The 22172-nt window shown below is 50.4% G+C and carries 19 protein-coding genes; 6 read left to right on the top strand and 13 right to left on the bottom strand.

What is annotated here, in order from left to right; translation table 11 throughout:
• The 13 genes from PQG80_RS26705 to PQG80_RS26645 all read right to left on the bottom strand — a co-directional run.
• Nucleotides 1–318, bottom strand: a 318-nt coding sequence (locus tag PQG80_RS26705; RefSeq protein WP_271754794.1) for a hypothetical protein, incomplete at its 3' end; no start/stop codon positions are given.
• Nucleotides 319–653: 335 nt separating this feature from the next.
• Entirely contained in the window at nucleotides 654–1052 is a 399-nt protein-coding gene (locus tag PQG80_RS26700) for an SMI1/KNR4 family protein (RefSeq protein WP_271754793.1), read from the bottom strand.
• A gap of 114 nt (nucleotides 1053–1166) precedes the next feature.
• Nucleotides 1167–1508: a hypothetical protein gene (locus PQG80_RS26695; RefSeq protein WP_271754791.1), complete on the bottom strand. Its 342-nt coding sequence runs from the start codon at nucleotides 1506–1508 to the stop codon at nucleotides 1167–1169.
• A gap of 102 nt (nucleotides 1509–1610) precedes the next feature.
• Nucleotides 1611–2240, bottom strand: coding sequence for a histidine phosphatase family protein (locus PQG80_RS26690; RefSeq protein WP_271754790.1), 630 nt, complete (start codon nucleotides 2238–2240; stop codon nucleotides 1611–1613).
• A gap of 283 nt (nucleotides 2241–2523) precedes the next feature.
• The gene (locus PQG80_RS26685; RefSeq protein WP_271754789.1) at nucleotides 2524–2994 is read right to left on the bottom strand and encodes an ASCH domain-containing protein; all 471 of its coding nucleotides are present in this window, start codon (nucleotides 2992–2994) and stop codon (nucleotides 2524–2526) included.
• Nucleotides 2995–3186: 192 nt separating this feature from the next.
• Nucleotides 3187–3786, bottom strand: a complete 600-nt coding sequence (locus PQG80_RS26680) for a dienelactone hydrolase family protein (RefSeq protein ID WP_271754788.1) — start codon at nucleotides 3784–3786, stop codon at nucleotides 3187–3189.
• Nucleotides 3787–4160: 374 nt separating this feature from the next.
• Entirely contained in the window at nucleotides 4161–4604 is a 444-nt protein-coding gene (locus PQG80_RS26675) for a GNAT family N-acetyltransferase (RefSeq protein ID WP_271754786.1), read from the bottom strand.
• 2293 nt (nucleotides 4605–6897) lie between these two features.
• Nucleotides 6898–7986 carry a hypothetical protein gene (locus PQG80_RS26670; RefSeq protein ID WP_271754784.1) on the bottom strand — a complete coding sequence of 363 codons (1089 nt, stop codon included), beginning with the start codon at nucleotides 7984–7986 and terminating at the stop codon, nucleotides 6898–6900.
• A gap of 441 nt (nucleotides 7987–8427) precedes the next feature.
• Complete coding sequence (locus tag PQG80_RS26665; protein WP_271754782.1) at nucleotides 8428–8958, bottom strand: GNAT family N-acetyltransferase; 531 nt, start codon at nucleotides 8956–8958, stop codon at nucleotides 8428–8430.
• 362 nt (nucleotides 8959–9320) lie between these two features.
• A complete protein-coding gene (locus tag PQG80_RS26660) occupies nucleotides 9321–9890 on the bottom strand; it encodes a dihydrofolate reductase family protein (RefSeq protein WP_271754780.1) in 570 nt (189 codons plus the stop codon).
• A 106-nt stretch (nucleotides 9891–9996) separates the two neighbouring features.
• On the bottom strand, nucleotides 9997–10602 hold the full coding sequence (locus tag PQG80_RS26655; protein WP_271754778.1) for a hypothetical protein: 606 nt from the start codon (nucleotides 10600–10602) through the stop codon (nucleotides 9997–9999).
• A 63-nt stretch (nucleotides 10603–10665) separates the two neighbouring features.
• Nucleotides 10666–11136, bottom strand: coding sequence for a hypothetical protein (locus PQG80_RS26650; protein WP_271754776.1), 471 nt, complete (start codon nucleotides 11134–11136; stop codon nucleotides 10666–10668).
• A 27-nt stretch (nucleotides 11137–11163) separates the two neighbouring features.
• Nucleotides 11164–11871: a DNA alkylation repair protein gene (locus tag PQG80_RS26645; RefSeq protein ID WP_271754774.1), complete on the bottom strand. Its 708-nt coding sequence runs from the start codon at nucleotides 11869–11871 to the stop codon at nucleotides 11164–11166.
• 267 nt (nucleotides 11872–12138) lie between these two features.
• Here PQG80_RS26645 and PQG80_RS26640 point away from each other — a divergent pair, with 267 nt between their 5' ends.
• The 6 genes from PQG80_RS26640 (at nucleotide 12139) to PQG80_RS26615 (ending at nucleotide 22149) form a co-directional block, all read left to right on the top strand.
• Complete coding sequence (locus PQG80_RS26640) at nucleotides 12139–13836, top strand: sensor histidine kinase (RefSeq protein WP_271754772.1); 1698 nt, start codon at nucleotides 12139–12141, stop codon at nucleotides 13834–13836.
• Nucleotides 13829–15247 (top strand): response regulator transcription factor, encoded by a 1419-nt coding sequence (locus PQG80_RS26635; protein ID WP_271754770.1) that lies wholly within the window; start codon nucleotides 13829–13831, stop codon nucleotides 15245–15247. Before PQG80_RS26640 ends, PQG80_RS26635 begins: the two co-directional genes overlap by 8 nt.
• Nucleotides 15248–15382: 135 nt before the next feature.
• Nucleotides 15383–17080 carry an extracellular solute-binding protein gene (locus PQG80_RS26630; RefSeq protein WP_271754768.1) on the top strand — a complete coding sequence of 566 codons (1698 nt, stop codon included), beginning with the start codon at nucleotides 15383–15385 and terminating at the stop codon, nucleotides 17078–17080.
• Nucleotides 17081–17152: 72 nt separating this feature from the next.
• Nucleotides 17153–18043, top strand: coding sequence for an ABC transporter permease (locus tag PQG80_RS26625; RefSeq protein WP_271754766.1), 891 nt, complete (start codon nucleotides 17153–17155; stop codon nucleotides 18041–18043).
• A gap of 19 nt (nucleotides 18044–18062) precedes the next feature.
• Nucleotides 18063–18956, top strand: coding sequence for a carbohydrate ABC transporter permease (locus PQG80_RS26620; protein ID WP_271754764.1), 894 nt, complete (start codon nucleotides 18063–18065; stop codon nucleotides 18954–18956).
• 22 nt (nucleotides 18957–18978) lie between these two features.
• Nucleotides 18979–22149: a polysaccharide lyase family 8 super-sandwich domain-containing protein gene (locus tag PQG80_RS26615; RefSeq protein WP_271754763.1), complete on the top strand. Its 3171-nt coding sequence runs from the start codon at nucleotides 18979–18981 to the stop codon at nucleotides 22147–22149.
• Nucleotides 22150–22172: the final 23 nt, after the last annotated feature.

Genomic DNA, 22172 nt, shown 5'->3' with positions numbered 1-22172 from the left:
TCTTGCCTTATTGATTATCATGAAGTTCACAATTTCGCTTAGTATTTCTAAACTTATATTTCTAACGTCAATCCTACACGATATTTCCGAAATGATGTTTCCATCATAACTGATTTCCAAACAAGTCCCATCTATTTTCCCATACTGCACTATTTCATCAGACCAACTTTTTTCTTGATGAAGTGATTTAGAAATAGTTATTAATGAATCACTATTAAGGGGTGATTCGCCCCAGAGTAGCAATGCTTCCTCATTTTCTTCATTTAATACGATATTGCTTTCTTTAACAATAAAAAACCTAGTCTGCCATAGCGCCACCTTAATCCCACCCAGAAATAACTCATATTAAACTTGTATTCGGGGATACAATTAAACTATCCTGCTAGTTACTTCAATGGAAACGGCAGCCGATCGTCTGACCAGCTACCGCGATGCTCGTTCTGCTATCGTTCTCCGTTGCTTTAATGAATGCCATGGAAAATGAGCTAACATTCTCGAAGTCTTAATTCATCTACAAGAAAATCCCCTTGCTCAATCTTTATTACATAATGCGTCCATACCCAAATAACGTCCCTTTCGCTTCTCCTGCCGTTTCTGAACAGCCTATAAGAGCCCATCGGCAGGCTTGTAATGAGCAAACTTTCTCCGATAGCCTAATTAGACAAAGAAGACAAGTATCTCAAAATACCTGTAAATGTGTCGGAGCATAATGTTATTTCGTCTAAATGCATACCTATAAAGGGTACTTCAACAATTGTTGTTTTATCATATCTCGTATCGAAAGCGTATGCTGTACCTCCACCATCGGAACCGAAAATAACTAGCCCTTCTGCAAATTCCTTCACTGCATAACCCTCGTTTAACTCTACTAACTCTTCAATTGCCCATAGTTGTAAATAAGAATTCCCCACAGTACCTTCAGCACCGTTCGATTGAACAATTAATTCCTTATAATCGCTCGGAAATTTTGCCCCTAGCTTGCTTTCAGTTTCGAATATTAGATTAATGTTTGTTTGCGATCTCAACTCTAGCCCATTAAGGAATTTATTCATCGTTTAGCGTCCTCTCGAACACCGATTTTACGTTCGGACTTTTCTCAATTTCCCGTCCCTCAACTGAACAGTCCGCCCATACCAGCAGGCTGCGTAATGGAACTACGTCTCCCGTTAGTTCAATCCATGGTCTTCATCAATTAGCCATAAAAATTGTTGAGCAATAGCCATTGCAATTTCAGAAATTGCTTCCTCAAGCACGGAATTTGAGTTGCTCGGAACATTTATTTCAACTAAATTAACCTCTGAAGCCTCGTCGAGTGTGCTATAGGCGTAGTTTCCATCTTGATTTGCAAAGATGCCTGTTATACTGATAAGTTGCCCATCTACCTCTGTAGAATATCTAAGGTGACTCGATTTGTTAAAACCCATTTTAAAGGTTAGGAAGTGATCCAATTCCTTTGATTGAATCTTCTCCCTATAGCTTTGAGAGTGGATACTCACATAATCATACATACCAGTCACTCCAAGCATTTAGTTCGTTTGGTGTTAACTGCAAGTGAGATGAAATCGCTTTAAAGCCGGCTGCCTCGCATTCCGCCGAACTATTGTCTCCCGTTAGTTCAATGATATTTTATAGTGACTGGTATCGCCGTGAAGAAGAATGGAAGGCAAGTCGTTGGCCAGATGGATATGGCACAGACTCACAGGATGTATGAACGGTGGCTTCCAGAGATCTTTTAGGAGTCGGTTTTCAAAGTCAGCCATAAGCAATTTAACTACTACTGTATGGGTTACAATCAAGACTCTTTTTCCCTGATGTAAACTTAGTATTTCTGACAACTTACTAATAGCCCTGTGCTCAACTTGTTTAAATGTTTCTCCACCATAAGGAATATAGGATTCTGGATCATTCCAAAAATTTTCAAACTGATCCGAGTAATTTTCTTTGATAAACGCTTGAGTTTTACCTTCCCATAGCCCTAAATTTATTTCTTTCAATTCGTCAGATGTATTTATCGCGATGTCATTTTCTTGTTTGATTAATTCGGCGGTTCTATAAGCTCGGTTACTTGAACTTGTGTAAATTACGTGTGGTAGCTCCTTTCTGAGCCTCTCTCCAAGCCAAAGAGCTTGCTGCACCCCTAGTTCTGTCAACGATGAATCCTGGTGTCCCTGCATTCTGTGCTCAACATTCCATGCTGTTTCTCCGTGCCGAACCAGGTAAATATTCGTTGTAGCCGACATGATACTCACTCCATAATTATCGTTATAATAGTTGGATCAGCACTGACTTACTAATGGCTCGCTGTAAGATACTATACTTAGAATTCGTGATAGCTTGTTAGCATCCTGCCAGTTAGCTGCACGAAGGCAGCCAATCATTTCTGACCAGCTGCCTTCTTGTTTTGTTGAGCTATCGTCTCCCGTTAGCGTAAAGCCAATGCGCTTCTTGGATCAAATCCTGAGATAGAATTATATCCCGACATTCATTCTAAACCATTTTTGAGAGTGTTCGGATAATACATAGTTATTCATAAACGACTCGAAACACTTCACAGAAAACTGGCATTTGGTAAGAAAATACATGGCTAGTGCGCTGACATTCCCTTGTGAAATAGGCTTCATGCGCTTTTCTCCAGTAAGACAGACTTAAGTCGCCTTCTCCTTCCATTCTTGCAAACTCTTCTTTCACTTCATTGAAGGGGATGATATTGGTTTCAAGCGTCTGGATGATACATCTTGCCGCCCCTTCCCAATCTGTAACGATGCTGTAGTCACCTGCCTGAGGCACCGGAAGTCCGTCATGCTCAAAAAACCAAGGTGAATATGCTGTTCCACACTTTTTTCGCTCCAATACCAAGTTCGTCAACACTTCGCACAACTCTTTAGCGTCCCCAAAGCGAAAAACAAAACGATAGGGAGAAGGCAATTCCTCCTCTTTCCTACGAGTCTCTGTGAATAGCTTCCACATTTGCTCAACAGACGGATCACGTGTCACGGCTTCTCTCCTTCTAACGCAAATATTTCTTCATTCTAAAATTTGGAATTTTAAAGAACGGCTTTGCAGTCACCGTTCTATTCTCTTGGTCTGCTTTGCAGCCCATGCATAAAGTTGCTCTTGCGTGTAATCCCTTTTATTTATGGTATGAACTGTTTCATAAATAAGTGATGATCTGGGCAATATCCGTCTCTACGAATTGTTTTCAAGAAAAATCAACATTTGGCTAAATGCTTTTTTAGCTGATTCTTCGTTATATTTAGCAGAGAATGGGTCACTAAATCCGTGTTTTCCATTAAACCTATAAGCCTCGACTTTAATCTTGTTATCTAAAGCCGAAATTAATTCATCAACATTAAATGATGGTTCTTCACGCGGAAAGAACAACAATGTAGGGCACCGAGGGGATATATTCATAAAATTCCTGATGCGAGAACCATAATATCCAATTATCCCATCCACACGTTGTTCTTGACTACACAGCCAAGCAATGGTTGCTCCGGCACTGAATCCAACAATAAATAATTTTTTATATTTATCCTTAATATCCGTTATCAAATTTTTAATTGTAATCAAAGCATTTGTAAACTCTACGTTTTTCATAAAATTGGAGTAAGCTTCTTCTTCTTGAGAATAATCAAAATGCATTTCTCCATTTAACAAATTAGGACATAAGACATCAAAGTTGTATTCAGATAAAGATTGACACATAAATTTTATATGTTGATTGATTCCATAAATTTCGTGAACAACAATAATTGCAGTATCAGAATCTTTTTGTATGTTATACACTTTGTTTCCTCCAATATTCTTCCGTTTTGCTTCACTGGACCGTCCGTTAGCTCAAAAGCCTGCCAGATCTCGCCGGCAGGATGAGCACCAACACGCCAAGATATAAGAAAGCAATAAAATCGCCATTAATAATATTTTTTATCTTCGTAATATCTCTGCCCGAAACACTGGGGATGTCTTCCAACAGTTAGCAAATCACGCGTTTGAATTTTTTGTTCCACCGTCATTTCATCGATGTTCCTCTAACAGAATTGTTGAATCACCTAATGTAACGTTATGTATTGCAAAATCATTAAACTTCTGTGGTGCTGTCAAAAAAGATTTCAATAGTTATTTAAAAGGCTGTCGATTTCTCGACAGCCTGGACAGGAGAACTACTTCTGCTGTTCATTGTATTTCAAATGTAAAATGGGGTAAGGGCGGCCTGCTCCATCCGTCAAATCTTCACCGATTATTCCGAAGCCGCTTTTTAAGTAAAACCTTGTCGCATTCTCATTTTGTTTATTCACATCAACGGACGTGATCCCAAAACCATTGATGCATACTTGCATAATTTGTTTCCCATACCCTTTGCCAATGTTATCGGGATCGAGAAATAGTGCTTCTAAGTGATTTTCATTGATGGCGGTAAATCCAATGATAGAGTCTTCGATATACCAGAGACGTACATCAAGATTAGGAAAATACATGGGTAATTCTTTTTTGATTTCCTCTCTATCCTCAAAATTCAAAAAATGATGAGTGGCCATTACCGATCTTTCCCAAAGATTTATAATAATATCATAGTCAATATCAGTTGCTTTTCTGTTTTGTATCATTTCGTTCTGCTCCTTTTTCTTATTAATTTTTCACGCTCCTTTCATCGCAATATTGAAGATGATGATCGTATATCTCCAATTGATATATGTCTTCATGCTTATCACTCTTTTCGAAATTATATTCGATTTACAATCAAACAGATTTACTTAGATTTTTCATAATATCATAGTTAGTTGTTACCTTTGAATAGATGTTCCTCTCTTTTACGATAGAACCACGTAATCCCTTTTTACTTATTTTCTCAAAGTATTCATTTTGCAAATCCTGCCCTTTAGCTGAATAGTCTGCCGGATCTTGCCGGCAGGCTGCGTAGTTGAACTATCGTCTCCCGTTAGTTGAATGTCTAAAAGTTGCCATTTGAGACTTCCAACAGCCAAATCTCAGTCATTTCAACGATCTTGCTAATATCTCTTGATCGAAATTCACGCAATGGTGGATTCCAATAATGAGTATTCGCATCTACTAAAACAAGAATATACTCTCCATTGGGATTGAACTCTGGGCGCCAACTAAGATCCAATATTCGTTTCCTAGAAGAGTTTTCAAATTGAAAAATATCCTCATTAAACTCCCACTTGCACTTATAGTTATCATCAATAAATAAATCAGGTTTTACTTCTGTAAACTGGTTAAATGATATTAGCCATCCCGCGGGTATCCTTAAAGGAACTAAAGGGGGACCGATATGAACACCTCTTTTCATTTATTTAACGTTCCCAGCTAGCTTAATACCGTGGCGTATAAATACGGTCAGTATCGATGTCAATTACAACATCTGGGCTAACATCTATTTCGTGTGAAGAAGGCAGACGCTCAAATTGAAACATCCTACAAAAGATATCTGTAAATTCATTTATGTTTGTACAACCGGCTTTGGCTGCTTCATATTTCTTTCTTAATTCCAAAATTGAACATGTTTTGCCGATAATAAGTGCTTTTCAAAATGACCATCAATTTCGGCTATCAAATTCATCACCGCTGGTTGCTAACCAGCCTGTAAGCTCAAAATATTCTACATGTGGTTGATAACGACAGCTCATAGTTAAACTAAAGTTCTCAGTTAGCTTAATGATAATTATATTGCTACTGTGACTTTTTTTGCTGCTTCGTTGTAATCATGAATGTAACGTATACAAGCAATATAAGGACTGAAAAAACCGTTAATGTTGTATTTAATGTGAATGAATCTGAAATTCTGAATGCAACTATGCCAAGTATCACAATGAGTCCTATGGATTCCCTGTTAAACTTAAAAAAGCGATATCTTATCATTCTATAAATCACCAAACCATTAGCAAGCAGGTACAGAGCAAGAAAGGCATAAACCAAATTTTTCACTCCTTATCATTAACGGTCAGTCCGCTGTATATATCCACCAGTTTTACTCAGATACATCAAATTAGTTGCACTATCCTGCCCTTTAGCTTAACGAAAACGGCAATCCTTAGACCTGCTACCGCGTTGTAAGGTAGTGCTCTTGTCTCCAGTTAGCGTAGTCTAGAGACTCGTTCATTCAGTTCCCAAATAGCATTTTTATTACTGTCCCATCTAAGCATTTTGAGTACATTGTCATAGTCAACCCATCTATATTGACTATGCTCACGTCAACCGTTAGCGTATTTTATCTTGCCCAAAAATGCTGCTTATTGTCATAACACAAATAGTAAGTGTTTGTTTTCTTTCATCTTCTTTTTAAATTTAATGATACCTCGAATGAGAATTATTGATAAAAGGATAATAATCACTGGACCGATTTCTAAAATAAACATAGGAACTAATGAAGATAACGAAATGACAATTTCATAAATTAAAAAATAATCAACTATTCCGACAACTACAAAGGACAATACAATCAATTGAAATTTCGAATAATAATAACCAAGCTTGCGATAGGCTCTTTTTAAGTAATCTAGAACTTTCATGTTTCACCTCAATACGGGGAATTAAAGCTAAACACATCACTCATAACACACTTTAATAATACCACATATTGGAACTTCCTTGCTCTTTAGCTTAATAAAAAGGAGCAGCTGTCAAGGTGACAACTGCTCAAAGGATTGCTGAACTAACGTTCTCCGTTAGTTTAATGAACCTTGCCGAATGCACCAATACGTGAATATGTTGTTAGCAGATCGCTGCCTGCAGTGTGGGCATACCGCAAGGTTGCTTACAAGCAAACGCACTGCGTGATCGGAGAACAGGCTATAAGGGCGCCACGGCGCTCCGAATCGTCAACGGACCTCAAGACAACAGGCAGGCGGCGACGGCAATGAAAATGTCCATGCCGCTTTATTAACTGGATCCTTTGTTCGAAGCGTTGTCGTAAGCCGACTTGGCTCGGCGGTATGTATCACTGCTTTCGACGGAGTCCGGATCGTTTTCGAGCTTTTTCAGGCTCGCTTTATCCGACTTCAGCTCCGAGGAATAATCGGCGCGCCCTTTCTCCAGCTCTTGCTCCCTGCGCAGCAGGTTCTGTATGCGGGGATCTCCGGGGTCCAGTCCTTTTAACGCATTCAGCTTGCCATTGATCGTCGCGATCAAGTATGAGAGATGCGACATTTTTTTGAGCGTTTCATCGATTTTATTTTTGTAAGAATCCACCGCAAGCGCATAGGCCCCCGTCTTTAGCCGAGCTTGGGACGAATCGTGGAGAGTCTTCGAGGCCGCGTTCTTGACGCGATCGGAGAGACCGGCGGCGTCCAGAATCCGACGGCTCTCTGCCTCCCAGTTCGCTACCTCAGCGCCGAATTTATCCGGATCGTTGCCGGCTGCGATCGGCGGTCGCAAGGCGGCGATGTCCGCCAGTGCGCCGGAGAGCGCCTTTATATCGCGATAGCTCATCGATTCCAGCGTATCGGCGGGTCCGGAACGTTCTAGGTAAGCGGCTGCCTCTCCAGGATGCGCAAGCGCTAGTTGCCTAGCCTCCTCCGCAAGTTTGGTCAAATGGTTGCGAAACGAATCGCGGTCGAACCCGGACGGCATCGAAGGCATCCGATATCTATCCGATAGCTTCTCCGGCCCGTTAAAAAAGGCGTCGAAGCGCTTGGCCAACCGATCCGCGGCCTCGCCGGTCACCTCGCCGTATACCTCGTCCAAAAGCTTCAACGACATTTCCTGCGCGTCGCTTTCGCCGCCTATAATCTCTTCCCGGAGTTTCGCATATGTCTCCGCATACGACGGCAGATAAGATGCGGGGCTTGCATCGGGATTCAACGCTGCGCGGAACCGCTCGAGAAGCTCGGACTTTGCGCTGCCGACGCGGGAAATAGACAAGGCAAGCTGCGAAGTGTCCGTTAGATGGTTGATTTTAAAAGCTGCACGGTTGGTCGACATCGTCATCGGCGTCAGCCCCGCCGAAAAAGTAGGGCCAATTATTTTCAAGATTCATTCCCTCCAACGAAAAGGATCACTATTTGTTCATTTGGTGCAGCATACTCTTTTAAGAAGTGGATGACTAGGAAGGGCAACTCCCGGCATGCTATTCCCTCTACAATAATAGAATGTTGAAAACTCCACCAGATACTTAGAGTCATCAGATATTTGAGCGAGCGTAATAATCAGGAGATTTTGCCCGCAAATAAAACCGAACAAGCTGTTCAGGTTTCAACAATGTTAATGAAGCGGCCCAAAATCTCATTTGTTACAAAGCAAAGAAGACCCGCGATGGAATCACGGATCTCCTCTGGTGCGCGCTTCGTTCAATCCACTCGGCGCCGTCGATCTATCCTGCCATTTAATTTAAATGATACAAGGCGCAACTGCCAATCCAAGCTGTACCATATACACTGAACAAACATTCCCAATTACGAGTTCAACAACGGCTTATAACAAGCCCCTTGTCATGTGAATGTCGTTGGGCTCCTTTCGGAAAAGCTCCTCATCCAACTGGGAAGTCAATGCAGAACCAAGACTGAAATAAAACTTTACCGCCGACTCGGTTTCGGTGGCGGATATGTACAATTGTGTAGCTCCTCTTTCAATTGCGACTTGGCTTAATTCATGGAAAATGCGGCTGCCAATTCCTTGTCTTCGATAAATTCGTGATACATACATTAGGTCTAAATGTAGCTGACTTTTATCTTTGCCCCGGAACTTGTGTGCCAGTACCCCGAAGCCCACCAATTTGTCTCCATCGTATGCTCCATAGGCTGTACCGCCGTTACGTAGTTCATAATCGTATCTTTTAATAATCTCCTGGTAATGCGCTTCGTCCCAATTCGGGCATTCATGCGGCATCTTTATCTCCTGAATCTTCCTATTTATGCACTTATAAGTCAGCTCAATCTTTTCGGAACGGTCAATTTCACGAATCCTGTAAGAGTCTTCTAATTTCATCTCAGCAAATGAGATCATTATTTACCCCCTAGTAAAACGAAGTTACTGCAACGCATATTGCTCGCCTATTTTCTCCGTTTCAGAATCCTATAGACTGTGAATCCAATAAAAACCACTAATATCCACACTATTACCTGAATGGCCGCCGTACTCAGTTGAAAATTCACTTGTATACCCCCTTTATCCTGCCCGTTAAGCGTAATGAAGCCGCCAATCTTGCCGACAGCTTCATCACAGATGTTTATCGTTTCCCATAATATACTTCGATTCACTCCTATAATTCCCTTTTATTTCTTGTTGCGCGATTCTGCCGGTAGCCAAAATAGCCTGCCGCATCACGCCGGCAGGCTGTTTTAGAGCAGAACACTTGGTACGGCGGACTATTTCTCCACCTCATAGCGGGTCGCGATAATGCCCGAGTCGAACGTTCGGCTGGACAGCAGCTTAAGCTTGATTTTCTCGCCGCAGCCCTCGAATACCGATTTTCCGCTGCCCAGGACGACCGGACATATCGTCAGCAGGAATTCGTCGATCAAGCCAAGCTCGAGCAGCGTCTTCGCCGCTCCAGGGCTGCCGAAGATCACGAGGTCTTTGCCGGACTGCTCCTTGAGCGCCTTGATTTCCTCTGCGATATTGTCCTTGATCAGCACCGTATTGTTCCATTCCGCCTTGTCCATCGTGCCGGAAATGACAATCTTCTTCACATCCTGCACCCATCTGGCGTGCTCCATATCGTGCTTCGACGCATCCGGATCGTCCAGCACCGTAGGCCAGTAGCTCTCCATCATCCGATACGTCGTACGTCCGTACACGGGAGAGCCGACTTCGGCTACGACCTCTTCGGCGTACTTCTCGAATTCCTCGTTGTACGGAATCCAACCCAGACCACCGTTCGAATCCGACGCATACCCATCCAGCGACACGTGCATGAACAGTACGAGCTTTCTCATATTCGTTTCTCCTCCGAATCCGAATTTATCTTGTTCGATTTTCGGCCGTTGTCCCGTGGTGTGTCCTGCTGTTACGTTCACTATAAATCATGACGTTACGTAAGGATCAAGGGGATTTTTTTCGCCAAATATTTTTATATAAATCGGCGATCGTTATTTCTACAATACCAGCATCCGTTACGTATTCTTCAATCGGTTCGTCACTCAAAAAGAAAGAAAAGGAAAAGCAATCTCCGTCCTTATAATTTAAACCGCATTGGCCGCTCGTCTGACCGGTGTATTGTTTTTCTTTATATTTTACCGTCAATTTTGCGGTCGGAATTGTAGAAAACGAATGATCGTTAACCATCTTATGATGAAGTCCCGATATAAGCGTAGCACCCGATAAAGAATAAGGTCCGCTGGATCTAAATCCGATATCATATCCTCCATTTTGGGCTCTCTGAAGCCATGACACGTATATCCTATGATCTCCGTCACGATAGATCTCTTTTCCGATATTGCTTTCAAAATCCGATAAATCGACTTGAAACGAATATCTTCCGTCGATGAGATGGCCATCTTGATCCGTAAATTTCTCCGTTTGGTTTGCAATAGAAGCCATCCCATTCGACAGTAACCCATATAACCCCGATGACCGGAAAAACAAAGCCGTCCCTGCTATCGCTGCTAAAAGAAGTACGGCGACGTAGAGTTTCTTTTTACCTTTCATGTCTACCCAGCCTCCCTCGTATGGTCGGGACAGGGGGCCGATGCTGCTTGCTTTCCGCCGTATTCAGCCCTTGCGATCCGCAAGATCCCGCGCGCACTTCTCCATCAGTATGCAGAAGGAACGATTGTGGGCGATGAGAAAGGAGGAACAATCGTACCGGCCGCGCGCGGGCTCGAAGGTGACCAGCAAGCGATGCTTCAAATACGCCATCGCCGCCTGCACGAAGCGATCCGCCATTGGAGAAGCTATGAAGGTAATGTAGGCGTACAGGGAGTGGTCCTCCGGCTCGTCGAGCACGCTGACGCCCGCGCAGGAATACTCCGTAGCGATCCCCAGCCGCTTGAATTGCGTCAGGGCGCCGAGCAGTTCTACGTCAATCTCTACCTGTCCGAGCCAGGCGACCTGCTTGGCCCTTCGTCTGACCTTGGGCCGCTCCGTCCACTCGGCCAGCTCCGCATAACGCTTCTTCCACCGCCGGTCGGTATGCTGGCTGAGGATCGTCTCGCCATGGTCCGATGGGTCCGTGTAGATCATCTCCATCCCCTCCGGCCCGTTCGCCGCTCAACACCTGACATGCCTGCGCTTGAACCCGATCTGATTCTTATCGATCGCCTTCTGAATATTGGCCAAGGCTTGCAGGTGGTGAATCTTCCCTTTGTCCTTGACGACCTCGACCGGACCTACGGCCTTCGCCGTCTCGACCGCCTTGTCATGGAGCGGCACGTAGGAGACGCCGACCGTATATATAAAGTTGCTCATCGCGTATTTGGCGCGTTCCGGCGCGGCGTGAATCGTGCGCTGCACCGTGTCCAGCATGCCGGCCAGCTTGTTCTCCGAGAACTCCGCGTCCTTGCGGCTCCCGAGCAGCCAGCAGTAGCAGCTCCAGCCCGCGGACATCCGCAGCTCGTCGCCGCTCGCGATCCAGCGGTCGGCCACCTCCTGCGCGATCTTCGCCTCCGCCAGGGTGACCGCCACGACGAAGTCCGACAGCATGTAGAAGTAAGCGCCGTCCATCCAGCGATCGTAATCCGCGGCGGTCATCCCGTCCGGATCCGCGATGATGCCCGCAAAGTACATGGCATCGTAATTCCCCGTCGCATACAGTTCCTCGGCCAATGGTTGATTGATCTTGATCTCCTTGGACATCGGCTTCATGGCGCCCGTCGCCACGCCGAACAGCGGCTCGCGCGCCCCGTTCGAGATGTACATTTTCTTGGTCCGTTCCTTGCCCAGCGCCTCGAGCTCCTGCATGACCGTTTGTGCGTTCATCTACGTCCTTCCCCTCTAGTCGAAGTCTTCGCGCCTGTCATCCCGTCTCGTCTCATTATGCCATCGGCCTATGTTCTCTACAACATTCGCGACGATAGGTCACAATCCTCTAGCGATTGTTGCTAGTTATGATGTTGTTATTGATGATAATGTATATGATTATAAATATGATCCAGTTATACGATGGCAGGCGCGAGGGGGCCGACAGTGATCAGCCAGACGACTCGGATTCGGACATGGTTACGCGCAGGATCGCTTAAGAGAAGGTTGATTATTTACCTGCTGATCGGGTCGCTGCTGCCGCTCCTGCTGCTGGGGCTCATGACTTATTACTCGACGTACTCGATCCTGGAGAACAAGATTCGGAGCGGGATCACGTCCAGTCTCAAGCAAGAAGCGACGGGCCTGGAGAATACGATCGATAATATGGACTTTGCCAGCAAGCAGTTCTCGCTCGACGGACGGATTCTGGAGACCCTGGACACCTACTTCACCGATTCGGATTCCTACGAACGCGCCGCGGCCATGTCTGAGATTCAGAACGTGATCAACACGGTCAATTATACGAATCCGTATCTCGGATTGACCTTCTATTACGCCCCCCAGGAGCCGGATCGCATATTATTCGAGAATTTAAGCGTGAAGCCCCGATTTTCCGAAACGAGTCTGCCTCCCTTTACGAAATATAACGGCGGGATCTATTACGGTCCCCATCCCACCATGTACGGCGACGGCAGCAACATCGTCCTCTCGAATCTGCGCAGAGTCAATATGAGCGACCGGGAAATTTACGTCTACCTGGAGACCAACTTTAATTTATTCCGCAAATTGGTCAGCCAGGAGGCCTACGGCATCGCCGTGTCTCACTTCTTGACCAACAACGAGGGCGAGATCACCTACACGGATAATTGGGAGCCCGCGAACCCGGCCGACAAGTCGCGGCTCGCCGAGGCCATTCAGACAGGCGCCTCGCGGTATAAGGGCTACATTCTCTTCAGCTTCCCGAGCGCGCAGGGCTGGGAGCTCACCGTTGCGGTGAAGTCCGCAGCCTTCCGCGGAGAGATCGATCGATGGCTGATCCGTTTTGGCGTCCTCATCGCGGGCGCGTTGATCCTATCCCTGCTGATCGCCTATGCCATCTGGAAAATGATCTATCGCCCGCTTCGAAGGGTGAATCAGGAGATCGGCTATATGCGCGATAACCGCAGCACGGCGTTCCGCTACACGCATATCGCGGAATTCGACATGCTGCTGCGCAACTTCTGGGAGATGCGGCAGCATATCGGACAATTGATCGAGACCGTCACGCTGAACGAGAAGAATAAAAGCCGGCTGGAAATCGAAAAGCTGCTGATTCAGATCAATCCGCATTTTCTCCATAACACCTTGAATTCGGTACAATGGCTCGCCCGTATGAACGGACAGAAGGAGATCGACAGGCTCGTCACCCTGCTGGCCAAGGTGCTCCACTATAACCTGGGCAAGCAGAGCATCATCGTCCCCCTGTCGGAGGAGATCGAGGCCCTTCGCAACTATGTGGAATTGCAGCAGATTCGATACGACTATGAATTCGAGGTGCGCATCGAGGTCGATCCCGCGGCCGAGGACGTCCCGATCCCCCGATTCTTGCTGCAGCCGCTGGTTGAGAACGCGATCTATCACGGCTCGAGCGAACGCAACGGCGCCATCGCCATCGGGGTCACGCGCATCTCGGAGGGTCAGGCGCTGCTGCGGGTAACCGATAACGGCGAAGGCATGAACGAAGAAGCGATCGCGGCGCTCCTGTCCCCGCAGGACAAGCCGGTGAAAAAAGGCCTCGGCATCGGACTTCACTATGTGACCCAGCTCGTAAAAAAATACTTCGGCTCGGAGCGGCTGCTCCACATCCGCAGCGAAGCAGGCGTAGGCACAACGATAGAAATCCAAATTCCGATTCGCGCCAAGGAGGAGCTTGAAAATGCTTAAAGCCTTTATCGTCGACGACGAGAAGCTCGTGCGCAAAGGGTTCATGTCCATGATCGACTGGTCCGCCTACGGGATCGAGATCGTCGGCGAAGCGGCGGACGGCAAGAGCGCGTTGGCCGCTCTCCGGACGCAGCCGGTCGATCTGCTGTTCACGGATATCACGATGCCCAATATGTCCGGCTTCGATCTGATCCGCGAGGTGCACAAGCTGAGGCCCCGGATCTATACGGTCGTGCTGACCTGCCACCATGACTTCGATTATCTGCAGGAGGCCATGCGGCTCGGCGCGATCGACTACTTCGTGAAGACCTTGATGGACATGGAGAATATGGACGGCGTGATGAATCGCATCGTAAATCTCATCGCCGAGGAAAAGGCTAAGCATGCCCCCGCGATCGGCGAACCGACGCCTCTGGCGAGCGCCTATGGAGCAGGCCTGTACTATCTTCCGCTAAAAGCGGGCATGCAGCTGGAACCCTCGCAGCTGCCTATGCCGAGCCGCCGCGGCACGCCGCTGCGTACGGAGGGCGGCGGCTGGCTGATTCCCGTGCAGGCGGATGGGAGCGCCGCCGAATGGGAATCGCAATGGAACCGGGCACCCCTGGCCCATTGCCTGCCCATCCTCGTCACGGATCTCGCCGGATGGGATTCGGAGCGGGACCGCATCCATACGATTCCGCTCAAGCTGCAGGATATCGCGTTCTATCGCTATGTGCCCGGCACGACGGCCGGGCTGCTCCGGGTATCCGGCAGCGAGCTGAAGCGCGCCTCCGGCACGCTCTCCGACGAGGGGCATCCGCTCTCGCGGCATTGGCATGAATACCGGTGGCTCTACCTTCGCAAAGAGTGGGAGAAGCTGCTGGAAATCATAGAGTCCGAGCGTCCGCCCGCCAAGACGGTGGCGGGACTGGCCGCGGATCTCCTGGCGGATACGGAGCCCATGCTGTCGGCGCTTCCCGCCTTCCGGATCATGAAGGATTCGGCGCCGTCGAACGGATTGTGGGCGGATTGGAAAAGATGGCTGCAGGACTTTACGCAGCTGACTTGGCAGCTGACGACGGATCGTTCCTTTTCGCCCGACGTCGTCATCAGTCTGCCCCGGGCGATCCGCTATATGAGGCAGAACCTGGGTCTGGAACTTAACCAGCATGACGTCGCAAGCCACATCCACATGAGCCGGAGCTACTTCAGCCGCTACTTCAAGCAGCTGACCGGAGAGTCGTTCGGCGACTTCCTCCGCTCGCTGCGCTTCACCTATGCCATCGAGCTGCTGGAGCGTTCCGGGCTGCCCATCTCCGTCGTCGCGGAGCGATCGGGGTTCCAGGACGACAAGTACTTCAGCAGGCTGTTCCGCGAACGGACAGGCAAGCTGCCCTCGGAATACCGCTCCGCGAACCAGGCGTTGAATTAAGTCTACTCGCGGTAGAATTCGGTTCACTCGCAGGAACTTAATCCCCGATAGCGTCTACCGCTCTCTCTCTCGGCGCGCGCCGGCCATGAATTATGATCATAGTGCATCAACCAATTCGGGAAAAGGGGATATCAGATGAAACTGAAAGCGCTGTCGGGGTCGATGGTCTTGGCCCTTATGGTTACGGCATGCAGCTCCAATGCGCCCACGTCAAGCCAGACGGACGCGGCGGATTCAACGCAGAAAGGAGAATCGACGCAGCAGGCCGCATCGGGCACGGACCTCTCTTATGCGAGGTACGAGGAACCGGTAACGGTGAGCATCGGGTGGGCGATCCCCAACGAGAACGGTCAGCTGGCGGACGGCGATACCAACGACAACAACATCGTGACGCGCTATCTGGAGAAGCTCACGAACATCAAGGTCGTCCATGAATGGGAAGCCAAGATGGGCGAAGCGTTCCAGCAGAAGGTGAACCTGTCCATCGCGAGTGCCGACATCCCGGACGCGATGGTCGTCGACCGCAATCAGTTCCGCAAACTGCTCGAGAACGACATGCTCGAGGACCTGACCGCCGTCTACGATCAATATGGCTCCCGGCTGGTCAAGGACATCTACGACTCTACCGACGGACTTGCGCTCAAGGACGCGACGTTCGACGGCAAGCTGTACGCGCTGCCCAACGTGGCGATCGAGGCCGATGCGCCGACCCTGCTCTGGATCCGCCAGGACTGGCTGGACAAGGTCAACCTGCCGGCGCCCAAGACGGTCGACGATATCGCCCGCATCGCCCAGGCGTTCGTCGAGCAGGATCCGGACGGCAACGGCGCAGCCGATACGATCGGATTGCCGGGAGACAAGGCGGTGAACTTCGGCGGCAAAACGCAGCTGAACGGCTACGACGGCATCTTCAACGCCTTCCACGCCTTCCCCAAGAACTGGGTCAAGGGAGCGGACGGCAAGGTCGTCTACGGTTCCATAACGCCCGAGAACAAGGAGGCGTTAGCCCTCCTGGCGCAATGGTACAAAGACGGCCTGATCGATAAAGAGTTCGCTCTCCGCAAAGAAACGCAGGAAACGATCGTCGCCAATAAGGCCGGGATGTTCTTTGGTCCATGGTGGGCGCCCTATTATCCGCTGCCCGATGCGATGAAAAACGACCCGAAGGCGGATTGGAAGCTGTATGCGGCTCCCCAGGATGCCAACGGCGAATTCACGACGCACATGGCGCCGGTCACCGACCGCTATCTGGTGGTGAAGAAGGGCATGAAAAACCCGGAGGCCATCGTCAAATTGCTGAACGCCTTCACGCGTCTGGAACGCAAGCAGGATCCGAACAAAGCCGATGTCGACGCGCTTCAAAAATACCGGGAGGCGCAGAACATCGATCCGCGCAGCTACTACCCGTTCGACCTGCTGCTGGACTTCAGCGATGCGCTGAAGCGCAGCTATGACGTGCTGACCAAGGCGGAAAAAGGCGAGATCTCCCGCGACGAGTTGGACGTGCAGATGCAGGCCAGCTACGACGCGATCATGAAGGAAAAGGAAAACCCCAAGAAGGACCTGACGGCCTGGGCGCGAGCCACCGCGATCCTGCAGGGCGGCGCCGTGCTCGCGCAGCCGATGAACAAGGTTTATAGCCTGTACTATGGTCTGACGCCGACCATGGAGACCAAGTGGGCGACGCTCGACAAGCTGGAGAACGAAACGTTCCTCCGGATCATCGTCGGCAGCCAGCCGATTGGCGCCTTCGACGATTTCGTGAAGAAGTGGAAGGCGCTCGGCGGAGATCAAATTACGCAAGAGATCGAACAGATCGCGAACGGACAATAAGTTGGAAGGGGCGCCCGGACGAACGCTTCGCCGGGCGCCTCTCCCTAAACTGACACAATGGTGGTCATGCAAATGAAAGTAAGGAAAAACGCCCTGCACTATCACGTCATGATTCTGCCCAGCTTGGCCGCATTGATTTTATTCAGCATCGTTCCCATCTTCGGGGCGGTCATCGCGTTCGAGGAGTTCCAGCCGGTTCGCGGCATTTTCGGGTCCCCTTGGGTAGGTCTCGACCATTTCAAATACATGATGCTGCTGCCGGACAGCAAACAGATCTTTTTTAACACCGTCTTCCTGGCCGTGCTGAAGATTATCGCGAACTTGATCGTGCCCCTCGCATTCGCTCTGCTCATGAACGAACTGCGCATGAAGTTCGTCAAGAAGTGGGTCCAGACGATCGTGTACCTGCCCCACTTCCTGTCCTGGGTGCTCCTGGCCACCATCTTCTTCGATATCTTCTCGCTGGACGGCATTATCAATCGCTTCTTCGGTTTATTCGGCGCAGAGCCGATTCTGTTCTTCGCCAGCAATGCCTGGTTCCCGGCCATCATCGTGACGACGGACGTGTGGAAGGAGTTCGGCTTCGCCGCCATCATCTACCTCGCCGCGTTTGCCGGCATCAATCCGGCGCTCTACGAAGCGGCCGGCATCGACGGCGCCAGCCGGTTCCGCCAGCTGCTGCATGTCACGCTGCCCGGCGTGAGGACGACGGTCATCCTGCTCGCCACCCTGGCGCTGGGCAACGTGATGAACGCCAATTTCGATCAGATCTTCAATATGTACAACCCGCTCGTCTACCAGTCGGCGGACATTATCGACACCTACGTCTACCGTACCGGACTCTTAAGCTTGCAGTACAGCCTGGCGACCGCTGTCGGCCTGCTGAAGTCGGTGATCAGCTTCCTATTGATTATCGTCTCGTATGCGCTGGCCAGCCGATATGCCAATTACAGAATATTCTAGTTAGAAGCAGGTGCTTAAGATGGTGGGGAGAAATACGCTCGGCAATCGCTTGACCGACGGCGCCATTTTGGTCGCCCTCGTGGCGGCGGCCTTCATTTGCTTTATTCCGATCCTGTACACCCTATCCATGTCGTTCAGCGACAAGGCGGCCGCGGAGGCCGGCAGAGTCTTCTTGTGGCCCGTCAACTTTACGTGGGCCAGCTATCAGAAGGTGCTGGAGGACGAGCATTTTTACCGCGCGTTCCTCATCTCGGTGCAGCGCGTCGTATTAGGCGGCTCCATCAGCTTCGTATTGACGATCGCAGCCGCCTTCGCCTTGTCGAGAGAGAAGCGGGAGTTCGGGTTTCGCAACGCGTATATGTGGATCTTCGTGTTCACCATGTTATTTCATGGAGGGCTCATTCCATGGTATTTAACGATCAAAAATCTAGGCATGCTCGATACCGTCTGGGCGCTTGTACTGCCTACGGCAGTGCCTGTCTACAATATCATTCTCTTGATGAACTTTTTCCGGAGCCTGCCCAAAGAGCTCATGGAGGCTGCCGGGCTGGACGGTGCGGGTCCCTGGTACATCATGGCGCGCATATTCGTGCCCCTGTCCCTGCCGGCCATCGCCACCGTGACCCTTTTCAGTATCGTCGGCCACTGGAATTCCTTCTTTGACGGCTTGGTCCTGATGAACAGTCAGAACAATTACCCGCTCCAGACGTACATCCAGACCCTGGTCGTGAAGATCAACGCGGAGACGATGGCCACCATGTCGACGGACCAGCTCGTGGACCTCATGAAGATCTCGAACCGGACGTTCAATGCGGCCAAGATCATCGTATCGATGATTCCCATCGTGATTCTGTACCCGTTTATTCAGCGATTCTTCATTCACGGCATTACGCTCGGATCGGTCAAAGAATAAAACTAAACGGAGGTAAGCCGGCATGCGAAAAAATACGTTCTCCAGATGGATGGGCCTCTTGATCTGCTGTACGCTGGTATTCGGTCTCGTCGTCGTGAAGCCCAACCCGGCCGCGGCGGCAGATGAATTCGACACGCTCAGGGAAAGGTGGAAGGGAGCGCTGACCGGGGGAACGACGTACAGCCTGACCGACGCTAACATCGCGGCGCGCGTTAACGCCATTACCGCGGAAGCCCAAGCCTTATGGGACAGCATGTATAAGAGCCCGACGCGCACGACGCTGTGGAACGGGTACAACTTCGGCGCTACGCCGTCCGTCATCACGTCCGCCTATAATAATCTCCTGGCGATGGCCCTGGCGTACTCGACGAGAGGCTCGAGCCTGGAAGGAAATACGGCGCTGAGGGACGATATCATCGGCGGGCTGGACTGGATGCATGCCAATCAGTATTACGCAGGCGTCGTGCAATATCAAAACTGGTGGCAGTGGCAGATCGGCACGCCGCTCGCGCTCAACGATATTACGGTGCTGATGTACGACGATCTGACGGCGACCCAGATCTCCAACTATATGGACGCAGTCGACTACTGTCAGCCATCGGTCGCGATGACCGGGGCCAACCGAGCATGGGAGGCGATCATCGTCGGACTCAGGGGCGTGATCGTCAAAGACAGCGCAAAAATAGCGAACGCCACGAACGGCTTAAGCAATATCTTCGACTACGTAACCAAGGGCGACGGCTTCTACGCGGACGGCTCCTTCGTACAGCACTCCTACTTTGCCTATACGGGCGGTTATGGCGTCTCTCTCATCGAGTCCGTCAGCAGTTTGATGTATCTGGTCGCAGGCTCGAGCTATGACGTGACCGATCCCGACAAACAGAACGTGTACAAGTGGATCTATGACGCCTACGAGCCGCTCATCTATAAAGGCGCGATGATGGACATGGTCAGAGGCAGAGAGATCGTCAAGGACTGGGAAGAAGACAGCCACCGGGCCCTGCGATCCATCATTCTGCTGTCCGAGATCGCGCCTTCCGCAGATGCCGCCGCCTTTAAAAGCATGATCAAATACTGGATGCAATCCGACACCGTCAACAGCATCCTGACGTATCCGTCCGTCCGCATCATCGCGCTGGCGACCGGCATCCTGAATAATGCCTCCGTGACGCCGAGAAGCGAGCCGGTCCAGTACCGTCAGTATGCGGGCATGGATCGCGCCTTACAGCTCCGGCCCGGCTACGGATTCGGGATCAGCATGCACTCGAGCCGCATCGGCAACTATGAGAGCATCAACAGCGAGAATAAGAAGGGCTGGCATACCGGAGACGGGATGACCTACCTGTACGACAACGACTTGAATCAGTTCAGGGACAACTTCTGGCCGACCGTCGATTCCTACAGACTGCCGGGCACGACCGTGCTGCAAAATTCGACGGTCGCAGGCGGACGCTCCGACAAGGATTGGGCCGGGGGGACGGACATGTCCGGATTGTACGGGATTACGGGCATGGAGCTGCATCCGGTCGGCCAATCGCTGACGGCCAAGAAGTCCTGGTTCATGTTCGACGACGAGATCGTGGCGCTCGGCTCCGGCATCTCCAGCACCGATAACGCGGCCGTAGAAACCATCGTCGATAACCGAAAATTAAACGGCAGCGGCAATAACGCGTTAACCGTGAACGGTACGGCGAAGTCCTCGTCGCTGGGCTGGACGGAGAATATGACCGGCGTTAATTACATTCATCTAGCCGGCAGCGCGGCGGGCTCGGATGTCGGTTATTATTTCCCCCAAGCCGCCGCCGTCACGGGTCTTCGCGAAGCGAGAACGGGCAATTGGAAGCAGATCGACGGGAACACGACGACTTCCACCACGCCTTATACGCGCAACTACCTAAGCCTGGGCATTAACCATGGCGTCAACCCTGCCGGCGCGAGCTATTCCTATGTCCTCCTGCCGAATAAAACGAACGCGCAGGTCGGCGCTTATGCGGGCAATCCGAATATTACGATCCTGGAGAATTCGGCGGACGCCCATGCCGTGAAGGAAAACGGGCTTCATATCGTCGGGGTGAACTTCTGGAATAACGGTCCCAAGACCGTCGATCTGATCACGTCCGACCGCAAGGCGTCCGTCATGACCAAGGAGGGCGCAAGCGATATCGAGGTCTCCGTCTCCGATCCGACCCAGGCCGGCAGGGATACGATTAACATCGAGATCAACAAAAGCGCGACCGGCCTGATCTCTGCGGACAGCGGCGTGGCGGTCACCCAGCTCTCCCCCACCATTAAGCTATCGGTAAGCGCGATCGGCGCGGGGGGTAAGGCGTTCAAGGCCAAATTCTCGACCGCCGGACCTTCGGTACCCTTGCCTCCGCCCGTCTCGATGGATCCTCCGCTGATCGCGGAAGCGGAGTCGCTGCAGGTGCTGGCCACCTCCAAGAGCCATACGATCGTGAACAACCCGAATGCCAGCGGCGGGAAGGACGATATGTTCAACGCCAATACCGTGGGCGATTATATCGATTATAAAGTGAACGTGCCGCGGGCAGGAACCTTTAACGTGACGCTCCGGTTGTATAAATCCACGGCTTCGGTCCTGTACCGGCTGAAGATCGGCGACAACGATCATGCCGCGCCCTTCGACATCTACTCGACCGCGGCCAACTACTTCGATGTCGACCTGGGAGACTATACCTTCAGCGGGCCCGGGGACCGCGTATTCCGGTTCACGAATGTAGGTACGACGGCAGGCAAGATCCGGATCGACTATATCAAGATCGGAGCGGGCAGCACTACGCCGCCGAATAACGTCAATCTGGCCCTGAACAAGACGGTAACCGTCTCGAGCGTTCAATCCTCGAATGCAGGCGCGAGAGCCGTAGACGGGAGCACGACAACCAGATGGGCCTCCTTGCCGGCCGATCCGCAGTCGATATCGGTCGATCTGGGCAGCAGCCAGCCCGTGAGCAGGGTGAAGCTCAATTGGGAGGCCGCGTACGGCAGGTCCTACAGCATACAGGTATCCGACGACGCGAGCACGTGGACGGAGGCGTATGCCACCACGACAGGAGACGGTACGATCGACGATATCAGCTTCGCTACGGTGAACGCCAGATACGTGAAGCTGGTCGGCACGCAGCGATACAATGCCAACTGGCCGTATTCGCTCTGGGAATTCGAGATTTACTGACCGGCGGTCGGCGCGGAAAAGCG

The sequence above is a fragment of the Cohnella rhizoplanae genome, assembly GCF_948329515.1.
In the GTDB taxonomy this organism is placed as follows: domain Bacteria; phylum Bacillota; class Bacilli; order Paenibacillales; family Paenibacillaceae; genus Cohnella; species Cohnella rhizoplanae.
This window is presented reverse-complemented; position numbering and strand designations above follow the sequence as displayed.